The sequence below is a fragment of the Okibacterium sp. AC114 genome (assembly GCF_979253355.1).
In genome coordinates this window covers 1,992,357-2,011,694 of the sequence record NZ_CEEDBR010000001.1, presented here as the reverse complement: position 1 = coordinate 2,011,694, position 19,338 = coordinate 1,992,357, and the positions used below count along the sequence as shown (strand labels likewise).

Here is a 19,338-nt window from a genome sequence, read left to right as displayed (position 1 = left end):
CGGGGCTGATCGAGGAGTGACGAACGTGGTGTCTGCAATATTGCTGGTCGACAAGCCGATGGGCGTGACCAGCCACGACGTCGTCGCCAAGACGCGCCGCGCCGCCGGAACCCGCAAGGTCGGCCACGCGGGCACCCTCGACCCCATGGCGACCGGCCTCCTCATCCTGGGCATCGAATCGGCCACGCGGCTGCTCACCTATGTGGTGGGCGCCGACAAGGAGTACTTCGCCACGATCCGTTTGGGGCAGACGTCGTCGACGGATGACGCCGAAGGCGAGCTGGGGGAGCGGGCAGAGTCCGCGGCGCTCGGCGCGGCGACCGACGAGACGATCGCCCAGGGGATCGCCGCGCTCACGGGCGAGATCTCGCAGCGCCCCTCGAGCGTCAGCGCCATCAAGGTCGACGGAAAACGGGCCTACGCGCGCGTCCGCGAAGGCGAAGAGGTCGTGCTTGCCGAACGGGGCGTCACCGTTTCCACGTTCGAGGTGCTCGACCGCCGCGACGTCGACGGTTTCATCGACCTCGACGTGCGCGTCGAATGCTCATCGGGCACCTACATCCGCGCCCTTGCGCGCGACCTGGGCGACGGGCTCGGGGTCGGGGGACACCTCACGGCTCTGCGTCGCACGCGCGTGGGCCCCTTCCGCGTCGAGGGTGCCCCAACGTTGGCCGAGGTCATGGCCGAGGGGTTCGACGTCGCCGGCGCGTCCATTACTCCCGCCGATGCGGCAGCCGCGCTGTTCCCGGTCGTGAACCTCGACGAGCACACGGCCGTCGACCTGGGTCACGGCAAGCGCATCCCCGCCGACATCCTGCCCGACACCGACGGCCCGATCGCGGCGATCGCTCCCGACGGGCGCCTCATCGGGCTCGTCGAGAAACGCGGTGGCGCCGGCAAGTCCGTCGTCAACTTCCCGCCCGATACGGCCCAGGGAGGAGCACGATGATCGAATGGTTCACCTACGTGCAGGTGGCTGTGGCCGTGGCGGCGGCGCTGATCTGCTTCGTCGCGGGTCTGGCGGGCAAGAAGCCCAACGACCTCACCATGGGCGCGACCGCGCTCGTCGAGGTGCTGCTGATCGTGCAGCTCGTGGTGGCCATCGCGGCGCCGTTCGTCGGCAACGAGGCGTCCGGCAGCGTGCCCGAGTTCTACGTCTACCTCATCTCGGCCCTCATCCTGCCCGCCGCGGCCGGGTTCTGGGCGCTGCTCGACCGCAGCAAGTGGAGCACCGTCATCCTGGGCGTCGCGTGCATCGCCATAGCCGTCATGGTCTACCGCATGTACCAGATCTGGGCGGTGCAGGGCGCCTGAGCGCGAGCGTCCCGCGGCAACGAGAATAGAATCGACACGATATGACTGAGCAGAGCGCATCCGCCCCCACACCCGCCGGAGCCCCCGCATCCGGCCGCATCACCGGCATCGGCCGACTCCTCGTGGTCGTCTACGCCATCCTGGCGCTCGGCGCGACGGGCCGCTCGGTGTTCCAGCTCGCCACCAAGTTCGACGAGGCGCCCGTTGCCTATTCGCTGTCGGCCGTGGCCGCCGTGGTCTACATCGTCGCGACCGTCGCGCTCGTCCTCTCGCGACGCGGTGCCGCACGACTCGCCTGGATCACCATCGGCTTCGAGCTCGCCGGCGTGCTCGTCGTGGGCCTCTGGAGCGTGCTCGACCCGGCGCTCTTCGCGCACCCCACCGTCTGGTCGTACTTCGGCGTCGGCTACCTGTTCATCCCGCTCGTGCTGCCCGTGCTCGGCCTGATGTGGCTCGCGGGACAGCGCAAGCGCGAGCGGACGGCCGCCTGATGCTCTACACCGATCTCAGCGAGATCCCCGCCGCATACGGGCCGTCGGCTGTCACGATCGGCAAGTTCGACGGGGTGCACGCCGGGCACCGAGCCGTCATCCAGGAACTCTTGGAAGAGGCATCCGCACGCCACGCCACGAGCGTCGTCGTGACCTTCGACCGGCACCCGCTCGCGCTGCTCAACCCCGAGAAATGCCCGTCGTCGCTCGTCGGCAACCGGCAGAAGGCCGACCTCATCGCCCAAACGGGCGTCGATGACACGGTGCTGCTGCGCTTCGACGAGGCGTTCAGCCAGAAGAGCCCCGACGCGTTCGTGCGCGACATCCTGGTCGAGGCCCTGCACGCCGTCGTCGTCCTCGTCGGCGCCGACTTCCGCTTCGGCTACAAAGGCGCCGGCACGGTCGAGACGCTCACCGAGTTCGGTCGGCAGTACGGCTTCGAGGTGCGCGTCGTCGAAGACGTCGCCCCGAAAGACGGTCGGCGTGTGTCGTCCACGTGGATCCGCGAGCTGCTCGCGCAGGGCGAGGTGCGCCAGGCCGCCGAGTTGCTGGGCCACCTTCCCACCGTCAGCGGCGTCGTCGTGCACGGAGCAAAACGCGGGCGCGAGCTCGGTTTTCCCACGGCGAACCTCTCACCCGACTCGGATGGCCTCATCCCGAGCGACGGCGTCTACGCGGGCTGGTTGGTGCGCGGCGACGTCTCCTACCCGGCCGCCATCTCCGTGGGCAACAACCCGACCTTCGACGGTGTGCCGCAGAAACAGGTCGAGGCTTACGTGCTCGACGAGACGCTCGACCTCTACGACGACGTGGTCGACGTGAAGTTCGTCGAGCGCCTGCGCGGCCAGGTCGCCTACCGTGGCATCGAATCGCTCATCGAGCAGATGCACGAAGACGTCGCCAAGGTGCGCGACATCCTGACCCAGGCGGCGTGACCGAAGGGTACTCGACGCACTGCCGCGGTTATCGCCCCGGCGAGTCGCCCGTAGGCGGCCGAGCGGCGACGGCTGAGCGGCGGCGGCGACGAAACCTGACCTCGAGGGCTTCTAGGCCAGCTCGGGCCCGCGGAACGGCGCATTGCCCGGCGCCTCGATATGCGTGCGCGCCAGCTTCGCCGGATTGGGCCCCTGCGCCTTGCGGCCCGTCAGATAGAGGATGATGCTCGCGGCGTCGGCCACGATGGGCGAGCCGTTTCCGATGCTCCAGCCCGCGTCGCCCGCCACGAGACGGCGATTGCGCAGCAGGAGTCGCGCGTCGCGGCCGGCCGTAGCCTGAGCCATCCTCGCCACCTGGTGGGTCGACTCGGGGGCGAAACCGAGCGGCACGTTGAGGGGTTGCAGGGCGTCGTAGCCGTGCACGATCGCCTCCATGAGCTCGGCCGGATTGGTGCGGCCGACGCCCTTCGACTTCTGGGCCGCGATGCGCCGCAGCTCTGCCACGAGCATCGGGATGCTGCGCGCCTGCCCCTCGCGCCGCGCGATGTCGTCCATCGAGGCCATGGGGTTGAGGTGCCGCTTCTGCGCCGTCGTCACGAGGATGTCGCCCACGAACCGGTGGGTGGGGCTGCCGACGCGCCACACCAGGTGGCCCACGACATCGCGCGTCGACCATCCGTCGCACAGGCTCTGGTGGCCCCACTGCTCGTCGCCGAGCGTGTCGAGCGCGTCGGCGACGACCCCGAGGGCCATGCCGATCGGGCGCCCCCTCGATGCGGTGCGGCCGGTGTGCAAACGCTGAGCTGCCATGGAGCAACTTTAGTCCGAGGTCGCCAACGCCCGCGGGCGAACTTCGCCGAAAGCTGCTCACATGAGCAAAACACCCCGCATGTGTTGAAACGAGCAAAGGCCACCCGTAGCCTGGACACAGCCCGATCGGGCGTCCGACCGCCGACCGCCACCGCGAAGGAGTGCAGCATGTCCGACAGTGACGAACTCCTCTCCATCCGCGCGGCCGAGCTCTACTACGACGAAGACAAGACGCAGGACGAGGTCGGCCAGATCCTCGGCCTGACGCGCTGGAAGGTCGGGCGACTGCTCGCCCAGGCCAAGGAAAAGGGCTACATCCGCATCGAGATCGTGCACCCGCGTGCCCGCAAGCTCGGCCTCGAACGCGAGCTGCGCGATTCATTCGGCCTCGCCGATGCCATCGTCGTGCCGGTCTCGGGGGCGAAGAACGACGCCGAGATCCGCGACCGCGTCGCCCAGGGTGCCGCCGACTACCTCACGGCGCTCCGCCCCGTTCCGCGCACGCTCGGCATCAGCTGGGGCCGCACCCTCGACGATGTCGCCGCCAAGCTCACCGACGGCTGGGCCACACGCGTGAACGTCGTGCAGATCAACGGCGGCGTCACCCTCAACCAGCGCGCGGGCACGGCCGCAGCCACGGCCGTCTCGATCGCCAAGAAGGCCTCGGGCGACGCCACTCTGCTGCCGAGCCCCGCCATCCTCGAACGCCTCGAGACGAAGAAGAGCATCGAGGGCGACCGCATGGTCGCACAGGTGCTGGGCATGGCGGCCGAAGCATCCGCCTATCTGTATTCGGCCGGTGTGGCCGGGCCCGATAGCGCCCACGTGCACAGCGGCTACCTCACCACCGAGAACGTGCGCGAACTCGTGCGCCGCGGCGCCGTGGGGGATGTCGTGGGCCGCTACATCGACGCCAACGGCATGATCGTCGACCCCTCGCTCGACGAGCGCACGCTCGGCCTCAGCCTCGACCAACTGCGCGCCGCCCCCACGAGCATCGCCGTCATCGCGGGGCTGGCCAAACAGGCCGTCGCCCGCGCCATGGTGTCGTCGGGCCTCTGTACGGTGCTGGTCACCGACGAAGAGACCGCCCGCGCGGTGCTCAACCCCTGAACCTCTGAAACCCAGCACCACAGAACGAGAAGAGACCTCATGCACGACGCCGGAAAAGAACTGGCACGGCCGACGGCCCTCGAGATGCTCGACGGCCCCATCACCGACGCGAGCCTGCGCCGCTACCTCGACGGCATCCCGGGTGTCGACGCCGTGGGCCTCGAGCAGCGCGCCGCCGACCTCGGCAGCCGCAGCATCAAGACCACCTCGAAGGCGTGGGCGCTCGACACCATCATCCGCCTCATCGACCTGACCACGCTCGAGGGTGCCGACACCCCCGGCAAGGTGCGCTCGCTCTCGGCCAAGGCCGTGACTCCGGATGCGTCAGACCGCAGCACCCCGCAGGTGGCGGCCGTGTGCGTCTACGGCGACATGGTTCCCTACGCCGTCGAGGCGCTCGGCGCGCACCACTCCGTGGGCGGCGAGGGCGGCATCAACGTCGCAGCCGTCGCCACCGCGTTCCCGTCGGGCCGCGCGTCGCTCGCCGTCAAACTCGCCGACACGGCCGACGCCGTCGACGCGGGGGCCGACGAGATCGACATGGTCATCGACCGCGGGGCGTTCCTCTCGGGCCGCTACGGCCAGGTCTACGACGAGATCGTCGCCGTGAAAGAGGCATGCCGCCGCAGCGATGGCAGCTACGCACACCTTAAGGTCATCCTCGAGACCGGCGAGTTGAACACCTACGACAACGTGCGCCGCGCCTCGTGGCTCTCGATCCTCGCGGGGGGCGATTTCATCAAGACGTCGACCGGCAAGGTCTCGCCCGCCGCAACCCTGCCCGTGACGCTGCTCATGCTGCAGGTCGTGCGCGACTGGCACCTGCTGACGGGCGAGAAGGTGGGCGTGAAGCCCGCCGGCGGCATCCGCTCGTCGAAAGACGCCATCAAATACCTCGTGACGGTCGCCGAGACCGTTGGTGAGGAATGGCTGCAGCCGCACCTGTTCCGGTTCGGCGCGTCCAGCCTGCTGAACGACGTGCTGCTGCAGCGCCAGAAGCTCACCACGGGCCAGTACTCGGGCGCCGACTACGTGACCATCGACTGACCCGCAGCCGGCCCACCCCACCCACTTTCGCTCTGCCAGCATCCATAGAAAGGCACGACATGAGTTTTCTCGACTACGCCCCGGCGCCCGAGTCCACCTCCGTCCTGAACCTGAAGAAGCAGTACGGCCTCTTCATCAACGGCGAATTCGTCGACGGTCGCGGGGATGGTTTCGCCACCATCTCGCCCGCCACCGAGAAGCACATCGCCCAGATCGCCACGGCCACCGACGCCGACGTCGACGACGCCGTCCGCGCCGCCCGCCGCGCTTATGACACCGTGTGGTCCACGATGTCGGGCAGCGACCGCGGCAAATACCTCTTCCGCATCGCTCGCCTCGTGCAGGAGCGTGCCCGCGAGCTCGCGGTCGCCGAGAGCCTCGACAACGGCAAGCCCATCAAGGAGAGCCGCGACGTCGACGTGCCGCTCGTGGCCGCGTGGTTCTTCTACTACGCAGGCTGGGCCGACAAGCTCGACTACGCGGGCCTCGGTGCCAACCCGCGCTCACTGGGCGTCGCCGGCCAGGTCATCCCGTGGAACTTCCCGCTGCTCATGCTGGCGTGGAAGATCGCGCCCGCCCTCGCCGCCGGCAACACCGTCGTGCTGAAGCCCGCCGAGACCACACCCCTCACGGCGCTCATCTTCGCCGAGATCCTGCAGCAGGCTGAACTGCCCGCGGGCGTCGTGAACATCGTCACCGGTGCGGGGGCGACGGGCCGCGCGCTCGTGGCTCACCCGGGCATCGACAAGGTCGCCTTCACGGGTTCGACCGCCGTGGGCCGCGAGATCGCGCGCACCATCGCGGGCACCTCGAAGCGCGTCACGCTCGAACTCGGTGGCAAGGCCGCCAACATCGTCTTCGACGACGCGCCCATCGACGAGGCCGTAGAGGGCATCGTCAACGGCATTTTCTTCAACCAGGGTCACGTGTGCTGCGCCGGATCGCGCCTGCTCGTGCAGGAATCCATCCACGACGAGGTCATCGAGCGCCTGAAGCGCCGCATGGCCACGCTGCGCGTCGGCGACCCGCTCGACAAGAACACCGACGTCGGCGCCATCAACTCGCGCGAACAACTCGACCGCATCCGTGCGCTGAGCGACCAGGGCGAAGCCGAGGGCGCCGAGCGCTGGAGCCCCGACTGCGAGTTGCCGACCGACGGCTTCTGGTTCAAGCCCACCATCTTCACGGGCGTCTCGACGAGCGACACCATCGCGCGCGAAGAGATCTTCGGGCCCGTGCTGTCGGTTCTCACGTTCCGCACGCCGGCCGAGGCCATCGCCAAGGCCAACAACACGCCCTACGGTCTGTCGGCGGGCATCTGGAGCGACAAGGGCAGCCGCATCCTGGCCGTGGCCGACAAGCTGCGCGCCGGCGTGATCTGGGCCAACACCTTCAACAAGTTCGACCCGTCGTCGCCGTTCGGCGGCTACAAGGAGTCGGGCTACGGGCGTGAGGGCGGCAAGCACGGGCTCGGCGCCTATCTGGCGACCGCGGCATCCGTCACGTCGCTGCCCTCGAGCATCGCCCCCTCGGTGCCCGCCGAGCTGACGACGCCCACCGAGCTGACGACGCCCACCGAGCCGAGCGCCGCCGCACAGGCACCCACGACCGAGACCACCACCGCCCCGAACGGAGCAGCAGAATGAGCCGCCTGACCGTGCCCAAGACGTACAAGCTCTACATCGGCGGAAAGTTCCCGCGCAGCGAGTCCGGCCGCACCTACGAAGTGCGCGCGGCCGACGGCGGGTTCCTCGCCAACGCTGCGAAGGCCTCCCGCAAGGACGCCCGCGATGCCGTGGTCGCCGCGCGCGCCGCAGTATCCGGATGGTCGGGTGCAACGGCCTACAACCGCGGGCAGGTTCTCTACCGCATCGCCGAGCTGCTCGAGGGCCGTCGCGCCCAGTTCATCGACGAGATCGTGCAGGTCGAGGGCGTCTCGTCGGCCGAGGCCACCGCGCAGGTCGACCAGGCCATCGACCGCTGGGTCTGGTACGCCGGCTGGGCCGACAAGTACCAGCAGGTCACGGGCAACGCCAACCCCGTTTCGGGCCCGTACTTCAACCTGAGCGTCGCCGAGCCCACGGGTGTCGTGGCCGTCATCGCCCCGCAGGAGAACAGCCTCATCGGCCTGGTCGGCGTCGTCGCGCCCGCGCTCGTCGCCGGCAACACCGTCGTCGTCGTGGCCTCAGAGGCCGCGCCTCTGTCGGCCATCAGCCTGGCCGAGGTGCTCGCGACGAGCGATGTGCCCGGGGGCGTCGTCAACATCCTCACGGGTTCGCCGGCCGAGATGGCGCCGTGGCTCGCCGGTCACGCCGACGTCAACGCGATCGACCTGACGGGCGCGACCGAGCTCGACTGGGTCGACCTCGAGATCGCGGCCGCCGAGACGCTCAAGCGCGTGCTGCGGCCCGCCGGTGGGGTGGATGCCGCAGCCCCCGCCCTCGAGCGCATCACGTGGCTCACCGAGACGAAGACCGTCTGGCACACCAAGGCGCTCATCTAGGTCACCCGGCCGCATCCCGGCGTATCCCGCCGCTGCGCTCCGCTCGCCTCCTCGACGGCCCCGCCCCGTGCTCGCATGCACAGGTCGGGGCCGTCGTCAACGCATCGGGCAGTGTCGGTTGTCACGCGTAGGGTCGGAACATGGACCAGCCTCACGCATCTTCCCGCCACATCCTCGTCACCGGCGCGACCGGTTACATCGGCGGGCGCCTGGTTCCGCGGCTGCTCGAGGCGGGGCACACCGTCACGGTGCTCGCGCGCAGCCCGCAGAAGCTGAGCGATGTGCCGTGGGCGTCCGAGGTGACGGTCGTCGAGGGCGACCTCTCCGACCGCGAGGCCGTGCGGCGCGCGGTCGACGGCGTCGACGTCGTCTACTACCTCGTGCACTCCATGGGGCAGAAGGGCGACTTCGAGCAGGCCGATCGCGAGGCGGCCGCGACCATGGCCGAGGCCTCGGCGCGCGCCGGTGTTGCGCGCATCGTCTACGTGGGCGGGCTGCATCCCGACGACCCCGACCTGTCGCGCCACCTGCGCTCGCGCGTCGAGGTGGGCAACGTGTTCCTCGATTCGGCCGTCCCCGCCATCGTTCTGCAGGCGGGCGTCGTCATCGGTTCTGGCTCGACCTCGTTCGAGATGATCCGGCATCTCACCGATGTGCTGCCCTACATGCCCGCGCCCAAGTGGGTGCGCAACAAGATCCAGCCCATCGCCGTGCGCGATCTGCTCTACTACCTGGTCGAGGCGGCCGTCGTGCCGGGCGAGATCAACCGCACGTTCGACGTCGGCGGTCCCGATGTGCTCCGCTACGGCCAGATGATGAACGGCTACGCCCTCGAGGCCGGTCTGCGCCAGCGCGGCATCGCGGCCCTGCCCGTGCTCACGCCGTGGCTCGCGTCGCAGTGGGTCAACCTGGTCACACCCGTGCCGCGCTCGCTGGCGGTGCCCATCATCGCGTCGCTGCAACAGAACTGCGTCATGCGCGAACACGACATCGACAACGTCATCCCGCGCCCGCCCGAGGGCTTGCTCACCTACCGCCAGTCGGTGCGCCTGGCGCTGCAGCGCGTGAAAGACGGCGAGGTCGAGACCAGTTGGCGAAACGCCTCGGTCGAGGGCGCGCCGAGCGATCCGCTGCCGAGCGACCCCGATTGGGCCGGGCACACGGTCTGCATCGACAAACGACAGCAAGAGACGGAGGCCTCGCCCGCCGAGCTGTGGCGGGTCATCGAGGGCATCGGCGGCGAGAACGGGTGGTACTCGTTCCCGCTGGCCTGGGCCATCCGAGGCTGGATGGACCGCATCGTCGGGGGAGTGGGCCTCCGCCGCGGCCGCAGCAACCCCGCGCGCCTCAACACGGGCGACGCCCTCGACTTCTGGCGCGTCGAGCACATCGAGCGCGGCCGCCTGCTGCGCCTGCGCGCCGAGATGCGGGTGCCGGGAGGCGCCTGGCTCGAGATGGGTGTCGAACCGCGCGGCGACGGCGGATCGACCTACACGCAGCGTGCCGTCTTCTTCCCCAAGGGGCTGGGCGGCCGGCTCTACTGGTATTCGCTGGTGCCGTTCCACGGCGTGATTTTCACGGGGATGGCGAACCGCATCACCGCGGCGGCCCTCGCCCAGACGAAGAAAGACGAGAAGACGGCCGGCACCGCAACAGATACCGCAACGCCGCAGCCCGCCTCTTGACCCCGTTTCTCGCTGGCGGCCCAGGCGTGGTGGCCTGAGCCGTCTCCTCCGCCCGGCGCGGCACACCGACGCCACACCGGCGTCATCCAGGCCCCGCAGAGTAGACTCATCGTGCGCCCGTCGTTTGTGATGCCGAGCCGCGAGTCTTCTCGCGTTGATCGATCATCCCCGCGCCGCCCGCACCCATCGACCACCGGCCTCGCGGCCGGTACTTCGACTGCTCAGGAGGAGCATGCCGTACTCCGGCTTCGGCCAATCATCGGGGGGCCGTTCTGCCGGCTCCCGTTCATCAGGGGGCCGTTCAACGGGCCGCGCCACCACCCGGGGCGGTTCGTCGGGCCGCTCGGGCCGCGGGCAGGGCTCCCGCCAGTCGTCCCGCCACGACGACGCCGCGCCCATCATCCCGATCCTCGCCCGCAAGGTGCGCGAGGTCGAGGCCAAAGCGCAGAAGGGCAAGGTCGGCCCCACTAACCGCACCAAGTTCCAGGTCATCGCGTTCCTGGTGCGCGAAGAGCGCGCCAAGGTCAAGGCCGACCAGGAGATGGACCCGGCCATCCGCACCGAGCTGCTCAAGCGCCTCGACGGTGTGGCCACCATCCTCGCCAAGACAGCCGCGCGCGACACCTCGCTCATCACTCTGCTCGAGGCGGATGCCGCCACCACCCCCGTCGCCCAGAAGCTGCGCCGCGACTGGTTGCTCGAATCGGGTGCCGAGCTGAGCCCCGACGAGCTCATCATCACCACCACGAAGCCCGCGCCCGCCGAGGTGGTTCCGCCCGAGCTGGCGCAACGCCAGGTCATCCCGCAATCGGTCAAGGCGCGCCAACTCGCCAACCCGTTCCTGCCGCCCGACTTCAGCAAGGTGCAGCCCACCGAGGCCCCGCGTCGTCGCCTCGACGGCTGGGAACTCATGGGCCCGCTCTACAAGGCCTTCGAAATGGGGTCGGGTGGGTCGGTCGCGTCGATGGAGCTGCCGGAGGCCCCCAAGCTCGACCGCATCTCGCCCCCCGGCCGCGAGGTCATGAAACACCAGGCGCGTTTCGTCGAAAGCGTGCGCCTCGGCCACCGCAGCTTCCTGCTGGCCGATGAACCCGGCCTCGGAAAGACCGCGCAATCGGTCCTCGCAGCCTCGGTCGCCGACGCCTACCCGCTGCTCGCCGTCGTGCCCAACGTCGTCAAGATGAACTGGGCGCGCGAGGTCGAGCGGTGGACGCCCAACCGCCGGGCCACCGTCATCCACGGAGACGGGGCCACGCTGGATGCCTTCGCCGACATCGTCGTCGTCAACTACGAGGTGCTCGACCGGCACCTCGCCTGGCTCGGCACCCTCGGGTTCCGCGGCATGGTCGTCGACGAGGCGCACTTCATCAAGAACCTGCACTCGCAGCGCTCGCAGCACGTGCTCAACCTGGCCAACCGCATCCGCAGCAACACACCGGGCGGCGACCCGCTCATGCTGGCGCTCACGGGAACGCCGCTCATCAACGACGTCGAAGACTTCAACGCCATCTGGCAGTTCCTCGGCTGGGTCAAGGGCGACCGCCCCTCGCCCGAACTCATGGAGCGGCTCGAAGAGACGGGTCTCACGCCCGCCGACCACGGCTTCTATCCCGCGGCCCGCACGGCCGTCATCGACATGGGTATCGTGCGCCGGCGCAAGACCGACGTGGCCAAAGACCTGCCCGACAAGCTCGTGGCCGATCTGCCCGTCGAACTCGACGACGAGGTGGGTCGCAGCATCCGCCAGGCCGAGCGCGAGCTGGGCGACCGCCTGCGCGCCCGCTACGACCGCATCATCGAGGCGCGGCCCGACCGCCCCGACCGCATCACGCGCTTCGGCGAGCCCGACGAAGACATCATGCGCCTCGTGGCGCAGGGCGAACTCGACGAGGCCAAGGGTTCCGGCGGCGCCGAGAACGTCTTCACCATGGTGCGCAAGATCGGTCAGGCCAAGGCCGGGCTCGCGGCCGACTACACGGCTCAGCTCGTTCGTTCGGTGGGCAAGGTCGTGTTCTTCGCCAAGCACATCGACGTCATGGACACGGCCGAGCGCGTCTTCGCCGAGCGCGGTCTCAAGACCGTCTCGATCCGTGGCGACCAGACCACGCCCGTGCGCCAGAACGCCATCGACGCGTTCAACAGCGACCCCGACGTGCAGGTCGCGGTGTGTTCGCTGACCGCGGCCGGCGTGGGCCTCAACCTGCAGGCCGCCTCGAACGTCGTGCTCGCCGAGCTCAGCTGGACGGCAGCCGAACAGACGCAGGCCATCGACCGCGTGCACCGCATCGGGCAGGGCGAACCCGTCACGGCGTGGCGCATCATCGCGGCGCACACGATCGACACCAAGATCGCCGAACTCATCGACTCGAAGCAGGGTCTCGCGGCCCGCGCCCTCGACGGCAGCGATCAAGATGTCGCGTCGAGCGATTCGGTGCAGCTCAACGCCCTCATCCACCTGTTGCGATCGTCGTTCGAGGTCATCTAGTGGCGGGGCGCACCTCACGCCCGGCCTCGGGTGGCGGCGACGAGCGGAAGAGCGCATTCCAGCGCGGACGGGAGGCTGCTGCGCGGGGCGACTCGTTCCGTTCGGGTTCCGCCGCGGGTTCGCGGTCGGGCTCCGGCGGGAGCTCGTCCTCCTCGGGCGCGCGTGGCCGTGGCCGCGGCCGCACACCCGAACCGATTCCGACGCGCCCGGCGCTCGCGCCCGCCCTCGTGGCGGCCATCGCGCTGTTCGCGGGTGTCGCCCTCATCGGCAACACGTGGTTCGTCGTCATCCTCTATGTCGTGGCCATCTTCGCCGCGATCATGGCCGTATACGCCGTGCAGGCGGGCAAACCGTTCTGGCTCGCACTCTTCGTGCCCGTCATCGTGTTGTGGAACCCGATCTACCCCTTGCCCTACGCGGACTGGTTCGCGCAGAGCGAGGGGCTGCCGTGGATCATCGCGCAACCGGTTGCGGCCGTGCTGCTCGTGCTCGCGGGCATCTTCATCCGGGGCGAGCGCATCCCCGAACACGACTGAGCGCGAGCATCCGGCGCGCGACGCACACGACACGACGCAAACACAGAGAAAGGGCCGATCGCATAACCGATCGGCCCTTTCTCGTCACCGGTGAAACTACACGCCGAGGCGCTGCTTCACCTCGATGACGGACGGGTTCGTGGCCGTCGAGCCGTCGGGGAAGATGACGGTGGGCACGGTCTGGTTGCCGCCGTTGGCCTTCTCGACGATCTCGGCCGTGCCGGGGACCTCTTCGATGTTGACCTCGGTGTAGCCGATGCCGGCCGACGTCAGCTGCTGCTTCAGGCGGTTGCAGTAGCCGCACCACGAGGTGCTGAACATGGTGATGGTTCCGTTTTCGGGGGTGTAATCCATGATGTCGATCCTCTCAGACGCTGGGGCGCGCTATCTTGGTTGAAGCGCAGACGCTGCCTCTTTCATTCCCCCAGCACTAGAGGAACAGAACTTTATGAGAATTGGTGTGCTCACCAGCGGTGGAGATTGTCCGGGACTCAACGCGGTCATCCGCGGGGCCGTGCTCAAGGGCACGAAGATCTACAACCAGGAGTTCGTCGGCATCCGCGACGGCTGGCGGGGGGTCGTCGAGGGTCTGACGATGCCGCTCGACCGGCATAGCGTGCGTGGTTTGTCGAAGCAGGGCGGCACGGTGCTCGGCACGAGCCGCACCAACCCGTTCGAGGGTCCGCACGGCGGCCCGAAGAACGTGCAGGCCACACTCGATCGCCTCGGCATCGACGCGCTCATCGCCATCGGTGGCGAGGGCACGCTGGCCGCGGCCAAGCGCCTCACCGACGAGGGCCTCAAGATCGTGGGCGTTCCGAAGACCATCGACAACGACCTCGACGCCACCGACTACTCGTTCGGGTTCGACACGGCCGTCGAGATCGCCACCGAGGCCATCGACCGCCTGCGCACCACGGGCGAGTCGCACAAGCGCTGCATGGTGGTCGAGGTCATGGGCCGCCACGTCGGTTGGATCGCGTTGCACGCCGGCATGGCCGCCGGGGCCCACGCCATCCTCATTCCCGAGCGCCCCCAGTCGGTCGACCAGATCTGCGATTGGGCGAAGAGCGTGGCCGACCGCGGCCGCGCGCCCGTCATCGTCGTGTCAGAGGGCTTCACGCTCGACACCATGGAATCGGCGCACTCCGAGAAGGGTCTCGACGCCTTCAACCGCCCCCGCCTCGGCGGCATCGGCGATGTGCTCGCCCCCATCATCGAGGAGCGCACGGGCATCGAATCGCGCTCGACCGTCCTCGGGCACCTGCAGCGCGGCGGCGTGCCGAGCGCCTACGACCGCGTGCTGTCGACGCGCCTCGGCATGGCGGCCATCGACTCGGTCATGAACGGCGAGTGGGGCACCATGGTGGCCCTCCGCGGCACCGAGCTCGTCAACGTTCCGTTCGCCGACGCACTCGGCGGGTTGAAGAAGGTTCCCGCTGCACGCTACGACGAGGCCGCCATCCTCTTCGGCTGATCGGCTAGCCGAAACAACGGGCCCCGGATGCTTCAGCGTGACGCTGAGTCATCCGGGGCCCGTTTCGTGCAGTTCGGCTCTTAGGCCTCCGAGCTCGTCTCGTCGGCCAACCCCAGTACGTCGAGGACCCACGCGAGCTCGTAGGCGCGTTCGTGCCAGGCGTTGTACCGCCCGCTCACGCCGCCGTGCCCGGCACTCATCTCGGTTTTCAGCAGCACGGGCGCCCCGACCTCACGCAGGCGCCCGACCCACTTCGCGGGCTCGACGTAGAGCACGCGCGTGTCGTTGATGCTCGTCACGGCCAAGATTCGCGGGTACTGCACATCGTCGCGCACGTTCTCGTACGGGCTGTAGGACTTCATATAGGCATACACATCGGCGTCGTCGAGCGGGTTGCCCCATTCATCCCATTCGATGACCGTGAGGGGCAGCGACGGGTCGAGGATGCTCGTCAGCGGGTCGACGAAGGGCACGGCCGCCAGGATGCCCGCGAAGGTCTCGGGCGCCAGGTTCGCGACGGCGCCCATGAGCAGGCCTCCCGCGCTGCCACCCTCGGCGACGAGTCGCTCGGGCGTGGTGTAGCCCGCCTCGATCAGGTGGTGTGCGGCATCCACGAAGTCGGTGAACGTGTTCTTCTTCGTGAGCGTCTTGCCGTTCTCGTACCAGGTGCGGCCCATCTCGCCGCCGCCCCGCACGTGAGCGATGGCGAAGACGACGCCGCGGTCGAGCAGCGAGAGCCGGGCGACCGACATCGACGGGTCCATGCTGGCCTCATAGGAGCCGTAGCCGTAGAGTTCGAGCGGAGCGGGCAGCGTCACGCCCTTTTTCCACACGAGCGAGATCGGCACACGCGTTCCGTCGGCCGCCGTGGCCCATTCGCGTTTCTGTTCGTAGTCGGAGGCGTCGTAGCCGCCGCGCACGGGCTGCTGCTTCAGCAGCACGCTCGTTCCCGTGACCACGTCGTAGTCGAAGACGGTGGAGGGCGTGACGAGCGAGCCATAGCCGTAGCGCACGGTCGGCTGCGACCATTCGGGGTTGGAGGACGCGCCCACCGAGAACAGCGGTTCGTCGAACGACAGCTCGCGCGGCACGAGGTCGTCGATCGACGAGTCGGCGTCGAGCGGCCACACGGCCAGGCGCGTGAGGCCGTCGCGGCGGTAGCCGAACAGCAGGTGCTTCTCGAACGCCTCGACGTCTTCCAGGCGCACATCGTCGCGGTGGGGGAGGACGGCGCGCGCATCGGCCGGCCCGGTTCCGGGGTTCGACGGCGACACCGTCACGAGCTCGAAGTTCAGCGCTCCGTCGTTGTGCAGGATGAGGAGGTGGTCTTCGCCCCCGATCACGGCGTGCTCGACCGAGTATTCGACGTCGTCGCGCCGCGGCCACACGACGGTGGCTTCGCCCTCGGGGTCGGCCGCGTCGAGCAGGTGCCACTCGCTCGTCACGCTCGACGACGACACGAACACGATGTATTTGCCCGAACGGGTCGTGCCGGCGCCCACCCAGAAACTCTCGTCGGGTTCGGTGAAAACGGCCACATCGTCGGATGCCGCGCTACCCACCCGGTGGCGCCACACGGTGTCGGGCCGCCAGCTGTCGTCGACGGTCGTGTAGAACACGTAGCGCCCGTCGGGTGAGAACGACGCCCCGTGGAACGTGTTGGGAATCTCGTCGGGCAGGTTCTGGCCGGTCTCGAGGTCGCGGATCTTGAGCGTGAAGCGCTCGTCACCCGACGTGTCGACGCCGTAGGCGAGGTAGCGCCCGTCGAGCGACACATCGTAGGAGCCGATCGAGAAGAAGTCCGAGCCGGCCGATTCGACGTTGCCGTCGAGCAAGATCTGTTCGCCCGGCACGGGTTCGCCGGCGACGAGCTGCGGCGGCGTCCAGTCGTTCGGCGAGTCGAGCGGAGCGCGGCAGTTCAGCGTGTACTGCTGCCCCTCGACGCTGCGCGAGTAGTACCACCACGAGCCCTCGCGCACGGGAACGCTCAGGTCGGTCTCCTGCGTGCGGTTCTTGATCTCGTCGAAGATGCGCCCGCGCAGGCCCTCGAGGTGCGCGAGCTGCTGCTCGGTGTACGCGTTCTCGGCCTGCAGGTGGCCGATGACGGCGGGGTCTTCTTTGTCGCGCAGCCACTCGTAGGGGTCGATCACGGTGTCGCCGTGGTGTTCGCGGGTGCTCGGTCGTCGGGCCGCGGTGGGCGGCGTCAGTTCTGGCATGAGTTAAGGCTAGTCCGCTCGGGCGTGCGCGTCCGATCCCGCAAGGGGCTGTGCGCTCCGCTCGAGCGGGCATAGTGTCGTTTTCATGACGACTATTCCGGTTCATGCACTCAACGACGGCAACCAGCTTCCGGCCATCGGCTTCGGAACCTACCCTCTGAAGGGCGACGAGGGCGCGGATGCCGTGGCCAGCGCCCTCTCGTTCGGCTACCGTCTTCTCGACACCGCGGTCAACTACCGCAACGAGGATGCCGTGGGGCGCGGCATCCGCCAATCGGGTCTGCCGCGCGAAGAGGTGCAGGTCACGACGAAGTTGCCGGGCCGCCACCACGCCTACGAGGATGCGCTGCGTTCGTTCGAGGAGTCGCGCAAGCTGCTCGGCGTCGAATACGTCGACCTCTACATCATCCACTGGCCAAACCCGTCGGTCGGCAAGTTCGTGGATGCCTGGAAGGCGCTCGTGACCCTGCAGAACGACGGCCTCGCCCGTTCGATCGGCGTGTCGAACTTCACGCCCGAGCACATCGGCCAGATCGTGGATGCGACGGGTGTCGTGCCCGCCGTCAACCAGATGGAGGTGCACCCGTACTTCCCGCAGGAGGAGCTCATCTCCTTCCACCGCGAGCACAACATCCTCACCGAGGCGTGGTCGCCGCTCGGCAAGGGTTCGGCGCCGGGGGAGGAGCAGGTGGTGCAGGATGCCGCCGCGGCCCACGGTGTGAGTCCGGCCCAGGTGCTGTTGCGCTGGCACACGCAGCGCGGTGTCGTGCCCATCCCGAAGTCGTCGAAGCCGGAGCGCCAGCGCGAGAACCTCGACATCTTCGGCTTCGAGCTGACCGACGACGAGGTCTCGGCCATCACGGCTCTCGGACGCGCGGACGGACGCCTCTTCGGGGGTGACCCGAACACGCACGAAGAGCAGTAGGCCACCGAGCGGGAGGCGATCCATCCCGCAACTGCCCGGGTCGGCGCACATATCGGTGCATATGCCGCGTGTACCGCCCCGGGTAGTGTCATGCCCGCGGGAGTCCTCGTCAAAGTTGACGCCCGCCGCGCGGGGTGTAAGTATCGATACGGCCTCGCCAATTGGCAACCTCACCCGCACGAATTCTCCCCGAACTTTGGGTGAACGGTGTGTGGCGGGGGCGTCCCGAACCAGAGAATCGTGCCGGTGGACATCACCCTCATTGTTGTACTCGTCGTAGCGTTCGCGCTCTTCTTCGACTTCACGAACGGTTTCCACGACACCGCGAATGCGATGGCCACGCCCATCGCCACCGGTGCCATGAAGCCCAAGGTCGCGGTGGGTCTCGCCGCCATCCTCAATCTGGTGGGAGCCTTCCTCTCCACCGAGGTGGCCAAGACCATTTCCGGCGGCCTGATCAAAGAGGGTGACGGCGGCGTGTTGATCACGCCAGAGCTCATCTTCGCCGGCCTCATCGGCGCCATCGTCTGGAACATGGTGACCTGGCTCTTCGGTCTGCCGTCCTCCTCGTCGCATGCGCTCTTCGGTGGCCTCATCGGTGCCGCCATCGTGGGCTTCAGCTTCGGGGCGATCGACTACGGCGTGCTGCTGTCGAAGGTGATCCTGCCCGCCCTCATCGCGCCCGTCACGGCCGGCCTCATCGCCTTCACGGCCACGCGCCTGGCCTACGCCATGACGCGCCGCTACGACGGCAAACCCGACGGCCGAGACGGCTTCCGTTACGGCCAGATCTTCACGTCCTCACTCGTCGCCCTGGCGCACGGCACCAACGACGCGCAGAAGACCATGGGTGTCATCACGTTGACGCTCATCACGGTCGGCGCCCAGGCCGCCGGCACGGGCCCCGAGTTCTGGGTCATCGCCGTCTGCGCCCTGGCCATCGCGCTCGGCACCTACATGGGCGGATGGCGCATCATCAAGACGCTCGGAACGGGTCTCACCGATGTGAAGCCCGCCCAGGGTTTCGCGGCCGAGACAGGCACGGCGGCCACCATCCTGGCGTCCTCCCACCTCGGCTTCGCTCTCTCGACCACGCAGGTCGCGTCGGGTTCGGTCATCGGCTCGGGTCTCGGGCGCCGCGGCTCGAAGGTGCGCTGGGGCACGGCCGGCCGCATCGCGCTCGGCTGGTTGCTCACCCTGCCCGCCGCGGGCATCGTGGGTGCGCTCGCGGCGCTCATCGCGCACCTCGGCCCCATCGGCATCACGATCGACGCCGTCATCGGCATCGGCGTGATCCTCGGCATCTTCCTGCGCTCGCGCAAGGACAAAGTCGACCCGCACTCCGTCTCCGAGGTCGCGGCATCCGGTCAGGCCGTCAAGATCAAGCGGAACCCCAAGCCCAAGAAGGTGCGCAAATGATCGACTGGGGTGCGTTCCTCATCGTCTTCGTCTCGGCCATCATCGCCACGATCATCGTGGTGGGGCTGTATTCGCTCGGCCTGCGGTTGCTGACGCGTGCGGGCCGCGTGCCCGTCGTCGGCCCCGCCGAGTTCACCGACGCCATCACGGTCATCACCGAGGCCGAGGCGCAGCACGCGGCCAAGCGTGCGGCCAAGGCGGCGCGCAAGAGCCCGCTCACCGACGCGCAGAAGAACGTGGCCCGCTTTGGCGCCTACCTGTGCTTTGCGGCGTGTGGCGCGGCCGTTCTCTATGGCATCTACCTGATCGTCCCGTACTTCCACCAGTAGCCCGGCGGCGCCGGACACCAGGCACACTGGCTTAACGAGAAGAGCGGATGCCG

18 protein-coding genes are annotated in these 19,338 nt (G+C 68.7%); 15 read left to right on the top strand and 3 right to left on the bottom strand.

Going from position 1 to position 19,338, the window contains the following annotated elements; genetic code table 11:
* The first annotated feature begins 25 nt into the window (after positions 1 to 25).
* From truB to ACZ6IE_RS09385, 4 genes are read left to right on the top strand one after another with little or no spacing between them, the layout of a single operon-like run.
* Entirely contained in the window at positions 26 to 949 is a 924-nt protein-coding gene (gene truB, locus ACZ6IE_RS09400; protein WP_464607722.1) for a tRNA pseudouridine(55) synthase TruB, read from the top strand.
* Positions 946 to 1,314, top strand: a complete 369-nt coding sequence (locus ACZ6IE_RS09395; protein ID WP_464607721.1) for a hypothetical protein — start codon at positions 946 to 948, stop codon at positions 1,312 to 1,314. Before truB ends, ACZ6IE_RS09395 begins: the two co-directional genes overlap by 4 nt.
* Positions 1,315 to 1,355: 41 nt before the next feature.
* Complete coding sequence (locus tag ACZ6IE_RS09390; RefSeq protein ID WP_464607720.1) at positions 1,356 to 1,805, top strand: hypothetical protein; 450 nt, start codon at positions 1,356 to 1,358, stop codon at positions 1,803 to 1,805.
* Positions 1,802 to 2,740, top strand: coding sequence for a bifunctional riboflavin kinase/FAD synthetase (locus ACZ6IE_RS09385; protein WP_464608621.1), 939 nt, complete (start codon positions 1,802 to 1,804; stop codon positions 2,738 to 2,740). The genes ACZ6IE_RS09390 and ACZ6IE_RS09385 overlap by 4 nt, the downstream gene beginning before the upstream one ends.
* A gap of 111 nt (positions 2,741 to 2,851) precedes the next feature.
* Here the strand turns inward: ACZ6IE_RS09385 and ACZ6IE_RS09380 are convergent, their stop codons facing one another.
* Positions 2,852 to 3,550: a maleylpyruvate isomerase family mycothiol-dependent enzyme gene (locus ACZ6IE_RS09380; protein WP_464607719.1), complete on the bottom strand. Its 699-nt coding sequence runs from the start codon at positions 3,548 to 3,550 to the stop codon at positions 2,852 to 2,854.
* A 168-nt stretch (positions 3,551 to 3,718) separates the two neighbouring features.
* Between ACZ6IE_RS09380 and ACZ6IE_RS09375 the strand changes: the two genes are divergently transcribed.
* The 7 genes from ACZ6IE_RS09375 (at position 3,719) to ACZ6IE_RS09345 (ending at position 12,919) form a co-directional block, all read left to right on the top strand.
* The gene (locus tag ACZ6IE_RS09375) at positions 3,719 to 4,663 is read left to right on the top strand and encodes a sugar-binding transcriptional regulator (protein ID WP_464607718.1); all 945 of its coding nucleotides are present in this window, start codon (positions 3,719 to 3,721) and stop codon (positions 4,661 to 4,663) included.
* Between the two features lie 84 nt (positions 4,664 to 4,747).
* A complete protein-coding gene (deoC, locus tag ACZ6IE_RS09370) occupies positions 4,748 to 5,710 on the top strand; it encodes a deoxyribose-phosphate aldolase (protein WP_407668767.1) in 963 nt (320 codons plus the stop codon).
* A gap of 59 nt (positions 5,711 to 5,769) precedes the next feature.
* A complete protein-coding gene (locus ACZ6IE_RS09365; RefSeq protein ID WP_464607717.1) occupies positions 5,770 to 7,356 on the top strand; it encodes an aldehyde dehydrogenase family protein in 1,587 nt (528 codons plus the stop codon).
* The gene (locus tag ACZ6IE_RS09360; RefSeq protein WP_464607716.1) at positions 7,353 to 8,213 is read left to right on the top strand and encodes an aldehyde dehydrogenase family protein; all 861 of its coding nucleotides are present in this window, start codon (positions 7,353 to 7,355) and stop codon (positions 8,211 to 8,213) included. Before ACZ6IE_RS09365 ends, ACZ6IE_RS09360 begins: the two co-directional genes overlap by 4 nt.
* A 140-nt stretch (positions 8,214 to 8,353) precedes the next feature.
* On the top strand, positions 8,354 to 9,898 hold the full coding sequence (locus ACZ6IE_RS09355; protein WP_464607715.1) for an SDR family oxidoreductase: 1,545 nt from the start codon (positions 8,354 to 8,356) through the stop codon (positions 9,896 to 9,898).
* Positions 9,899 to 10,130: 232 nt separating this feature from the next.
* Positions 10,131 to 12,383 carry a DEAD/DEAH box helicase gene (locus tag ACZ6IE_RS09350; RefSeq protein ID WP_464607714.1) on the top strand — a complete coding sequence of 751 codons (2,253 nt, stop codon included), beginning with the start codon at positions 10,131 to 10,133 and terminating at the stop codon, positions 12,381 to 12,383.
* Positions 12,383 to 12,919, top strand: coding sequence for a hypothetical protein (locus ACZ6IE_RS09345; protein ID WP_464607713.1), 537 nt, complete (start codon positions 12,383 to 12,385; stop codon positions 12,917 to 12,919). Before ACZ6IE_RS09350 ends, ACZ6IE_RS09345 begins: the two co-directional genes overlap by 1 nt.
* 96 nt (positions 12,920 to 13,015) lie before the next feature.
* Here the strand turns inward: ACZ6IE_RS09345 and ACZ6IE_RS09340 are convergent, their stop codons facing one another.
* Entirely contained in the window at positions 13,016 to 13,273 is a 258-nt protein-coding gene (locus tag ACZ6IE_RS09340; RefSeq protein ID WP_077052809.1) for a mycoredoxin, read from the bottom strand.
* Positions 13,274 to 13,367: 94 nt separating this feature from the next.
* Between ACZ6IE_RS09340 and ACZ6IE_RS09335 the strand changes: the two genes are divergently transcribed.
* On the top strand, positions 13,368 to 14,396 hold the full coding sequence (locus tag ACZ6IE_RS09335; protein ID WP_077052810.1) for a 6-phosphofructokinase: 1,029 nt from the start codon (positions 13,368 to 13,370) through the stop codon (positions 14,394 to 14,396).
* A gap of 80 nt (positions 14,397 to 14,476) precedes the next feature.
* On the opposite strand, the gene ACZ6IE_RS09330 is transcribed toward ACZ6IE_RS09335, so the two are convergent.
* Positions 14,477 to 16,612 (bottom strand): S9 family peptidase, encoded by a 2,136-nt coding sequence (locus ACZ6IE_RS09330; protein WP_464607712.1) that lies wholly within the window; start codon positions 16,610 to 16,612, stop codon positions 14,477 to 14,479.
* An 85-nt stretch (positions 16,613 to 16,697) separates the two neighbouring features.
* Here ACZ6IE_RS09330 and ACZ6IE_RS09325 point away from each other — a divergent pair, with 85 nt between their 5' ends.
* The 3 genes from ACZ6IE_RS09325 to ACZ6IE_RS09315 all read left to right on the top strand — a co-directional run bounded on the left by ACZ6IE_RS09325 (position 16,698) and on the right by ACZ6IE_RS09315 (position 19,285).
* Positions 16,698 to 17,537 carry an aldo/keto reductase gene (locus tag ACZ6IE_RS09325; protein ID WP_464607711.1) on the top strand — a complete coding sequence of 280 codons (840 nt, stop codon included), beginning with the start codon at positions 16,698 to 16,700 and terminating at the stop codon, positions 17,535 to 17,537.
* A gap of 246 nt (positions 17,538 to 17,783) precedes the next feature.
* Complete coding sequence (locus ACZ6IE_RS09320; protein WP_464607710.1) at positions 17,784 to 18,956, top strand: anion permease; 1,173 nt, start codon at positions 17,784 to 17,786, stop codon at positions 18,954 to 18,956.
* Complete coding sequence (locus ACZ6IE_RS09315; protein WP_079728401.1) at positions 18,953 to 19,285, top strand: peptidase; 333 nt, start codon at positions 18,953 to 18,955, stop codon at positions 19,283 to 19,285. Before ACZ6IE_RS09320 ends, ACZ6IE_RS09315 begins: the two co-directional genes overlap by 4 nt.
* Positions 19,286 to 19,338 lie beyond the last annotated feature (53 nt).

Coding starts and splice junctions, on each gene's coding strand:
- ACZ6IE_RS09375 (WP_464607718.1), top strand. CDS start 3,719: ATGTCCGACAGTGACGAACTCCTCTCCATCCGCGCGGCCGAGCTCTAC.
- ACZ6IE_RS09360 (WP_464607716.1), top strand. CDS start 7,353: ATGAGCCGCCTGACCGTGCCCAAGACGTACAAGCTCTACATCGGCGGA.
- ACZ6IE_RS09350 (WP_464607714.1), top strand. CDS start 10,131: ATGCCGTACTCCGGCTTCGGCCAATCATCGGGGGGCCGTTCTGCCGGC.
- ACZ6IE_RS09355 (WP_464607715.1), top strand. CDS start 8,354: ATGGACCAGCCTCACGCATCTTCCCGCCACATCCTCGTCACCGGCGCG.
- ACZ6IE_RS09325 (WP_464607711.1), top strand. CDS start 16,698: ATGACGACTATTCCGGTTCATGCACTCAACGACGGCAACCAGCTTCCG.
- ACZ6IE_RS09315 (WP_079728401.1), top strand. CDS start 18,953: ATGATCGACTGGGGTGCGTTCCTCATCGTCTTCGTCTCGGCCATCATC.
- deoC (WP_407668767.1), top strand. CDS start 4,748: ATGCTCGACGGCCCCATCACCGACGCGAGCCTGCGCCGCTACCTCGAC.
- ACZ6IE_RS09330 (WP_464607712.1), bottom strand. CDS start 16,612: ATGCCAGAACTGACGCCGCCCACCGCGGCCCGACGACCGAGCACCCGC.
- ACZ6IE_RS09390 (WP_464607720.1), top strand. CDS start 1,356: ATGACTGAGCAGAGCGCATCCGCCCCCACACCCGCCGGAGCCCCCGCA.
- ACZ6IE_RS09340 (WP_077052809.1), bottom strand. CDS start 13,273: ATGGATTACACCCCCGAAAACGGAACCATCACCATGTTCAGCACCTCG.
- ACZ6IE_RS09380 (WP_464607719.1), bottom strand. CDS start 3,550: ATGGCAGCTCAGCGTTTGCACACCGGCCGCACCGCATCGAGGGGGCGC.
- ACZ6IE_RS09365 (WP_464607717.1), top strand. CDS start 5,770: ATGAGTTTTCTCGACTACGCCCCGGCGCCCGAGTCCACCTCCGTCCTG.
- ACZ6IE_RS09335 (WP_077052810.1), top strand. CDS start 13,368: ATGAGAATTGGTGTGCTCACCAGCGGTGGAGATTGTCCGGGACTCAAC.
- ACZ6IE_RS09395 (WP_464607721.1), top strand. CDS start 946: ATGATCGAATGGTTCACCTACGTGCAGGTGGCTGTGGCCGTGGCGGCG.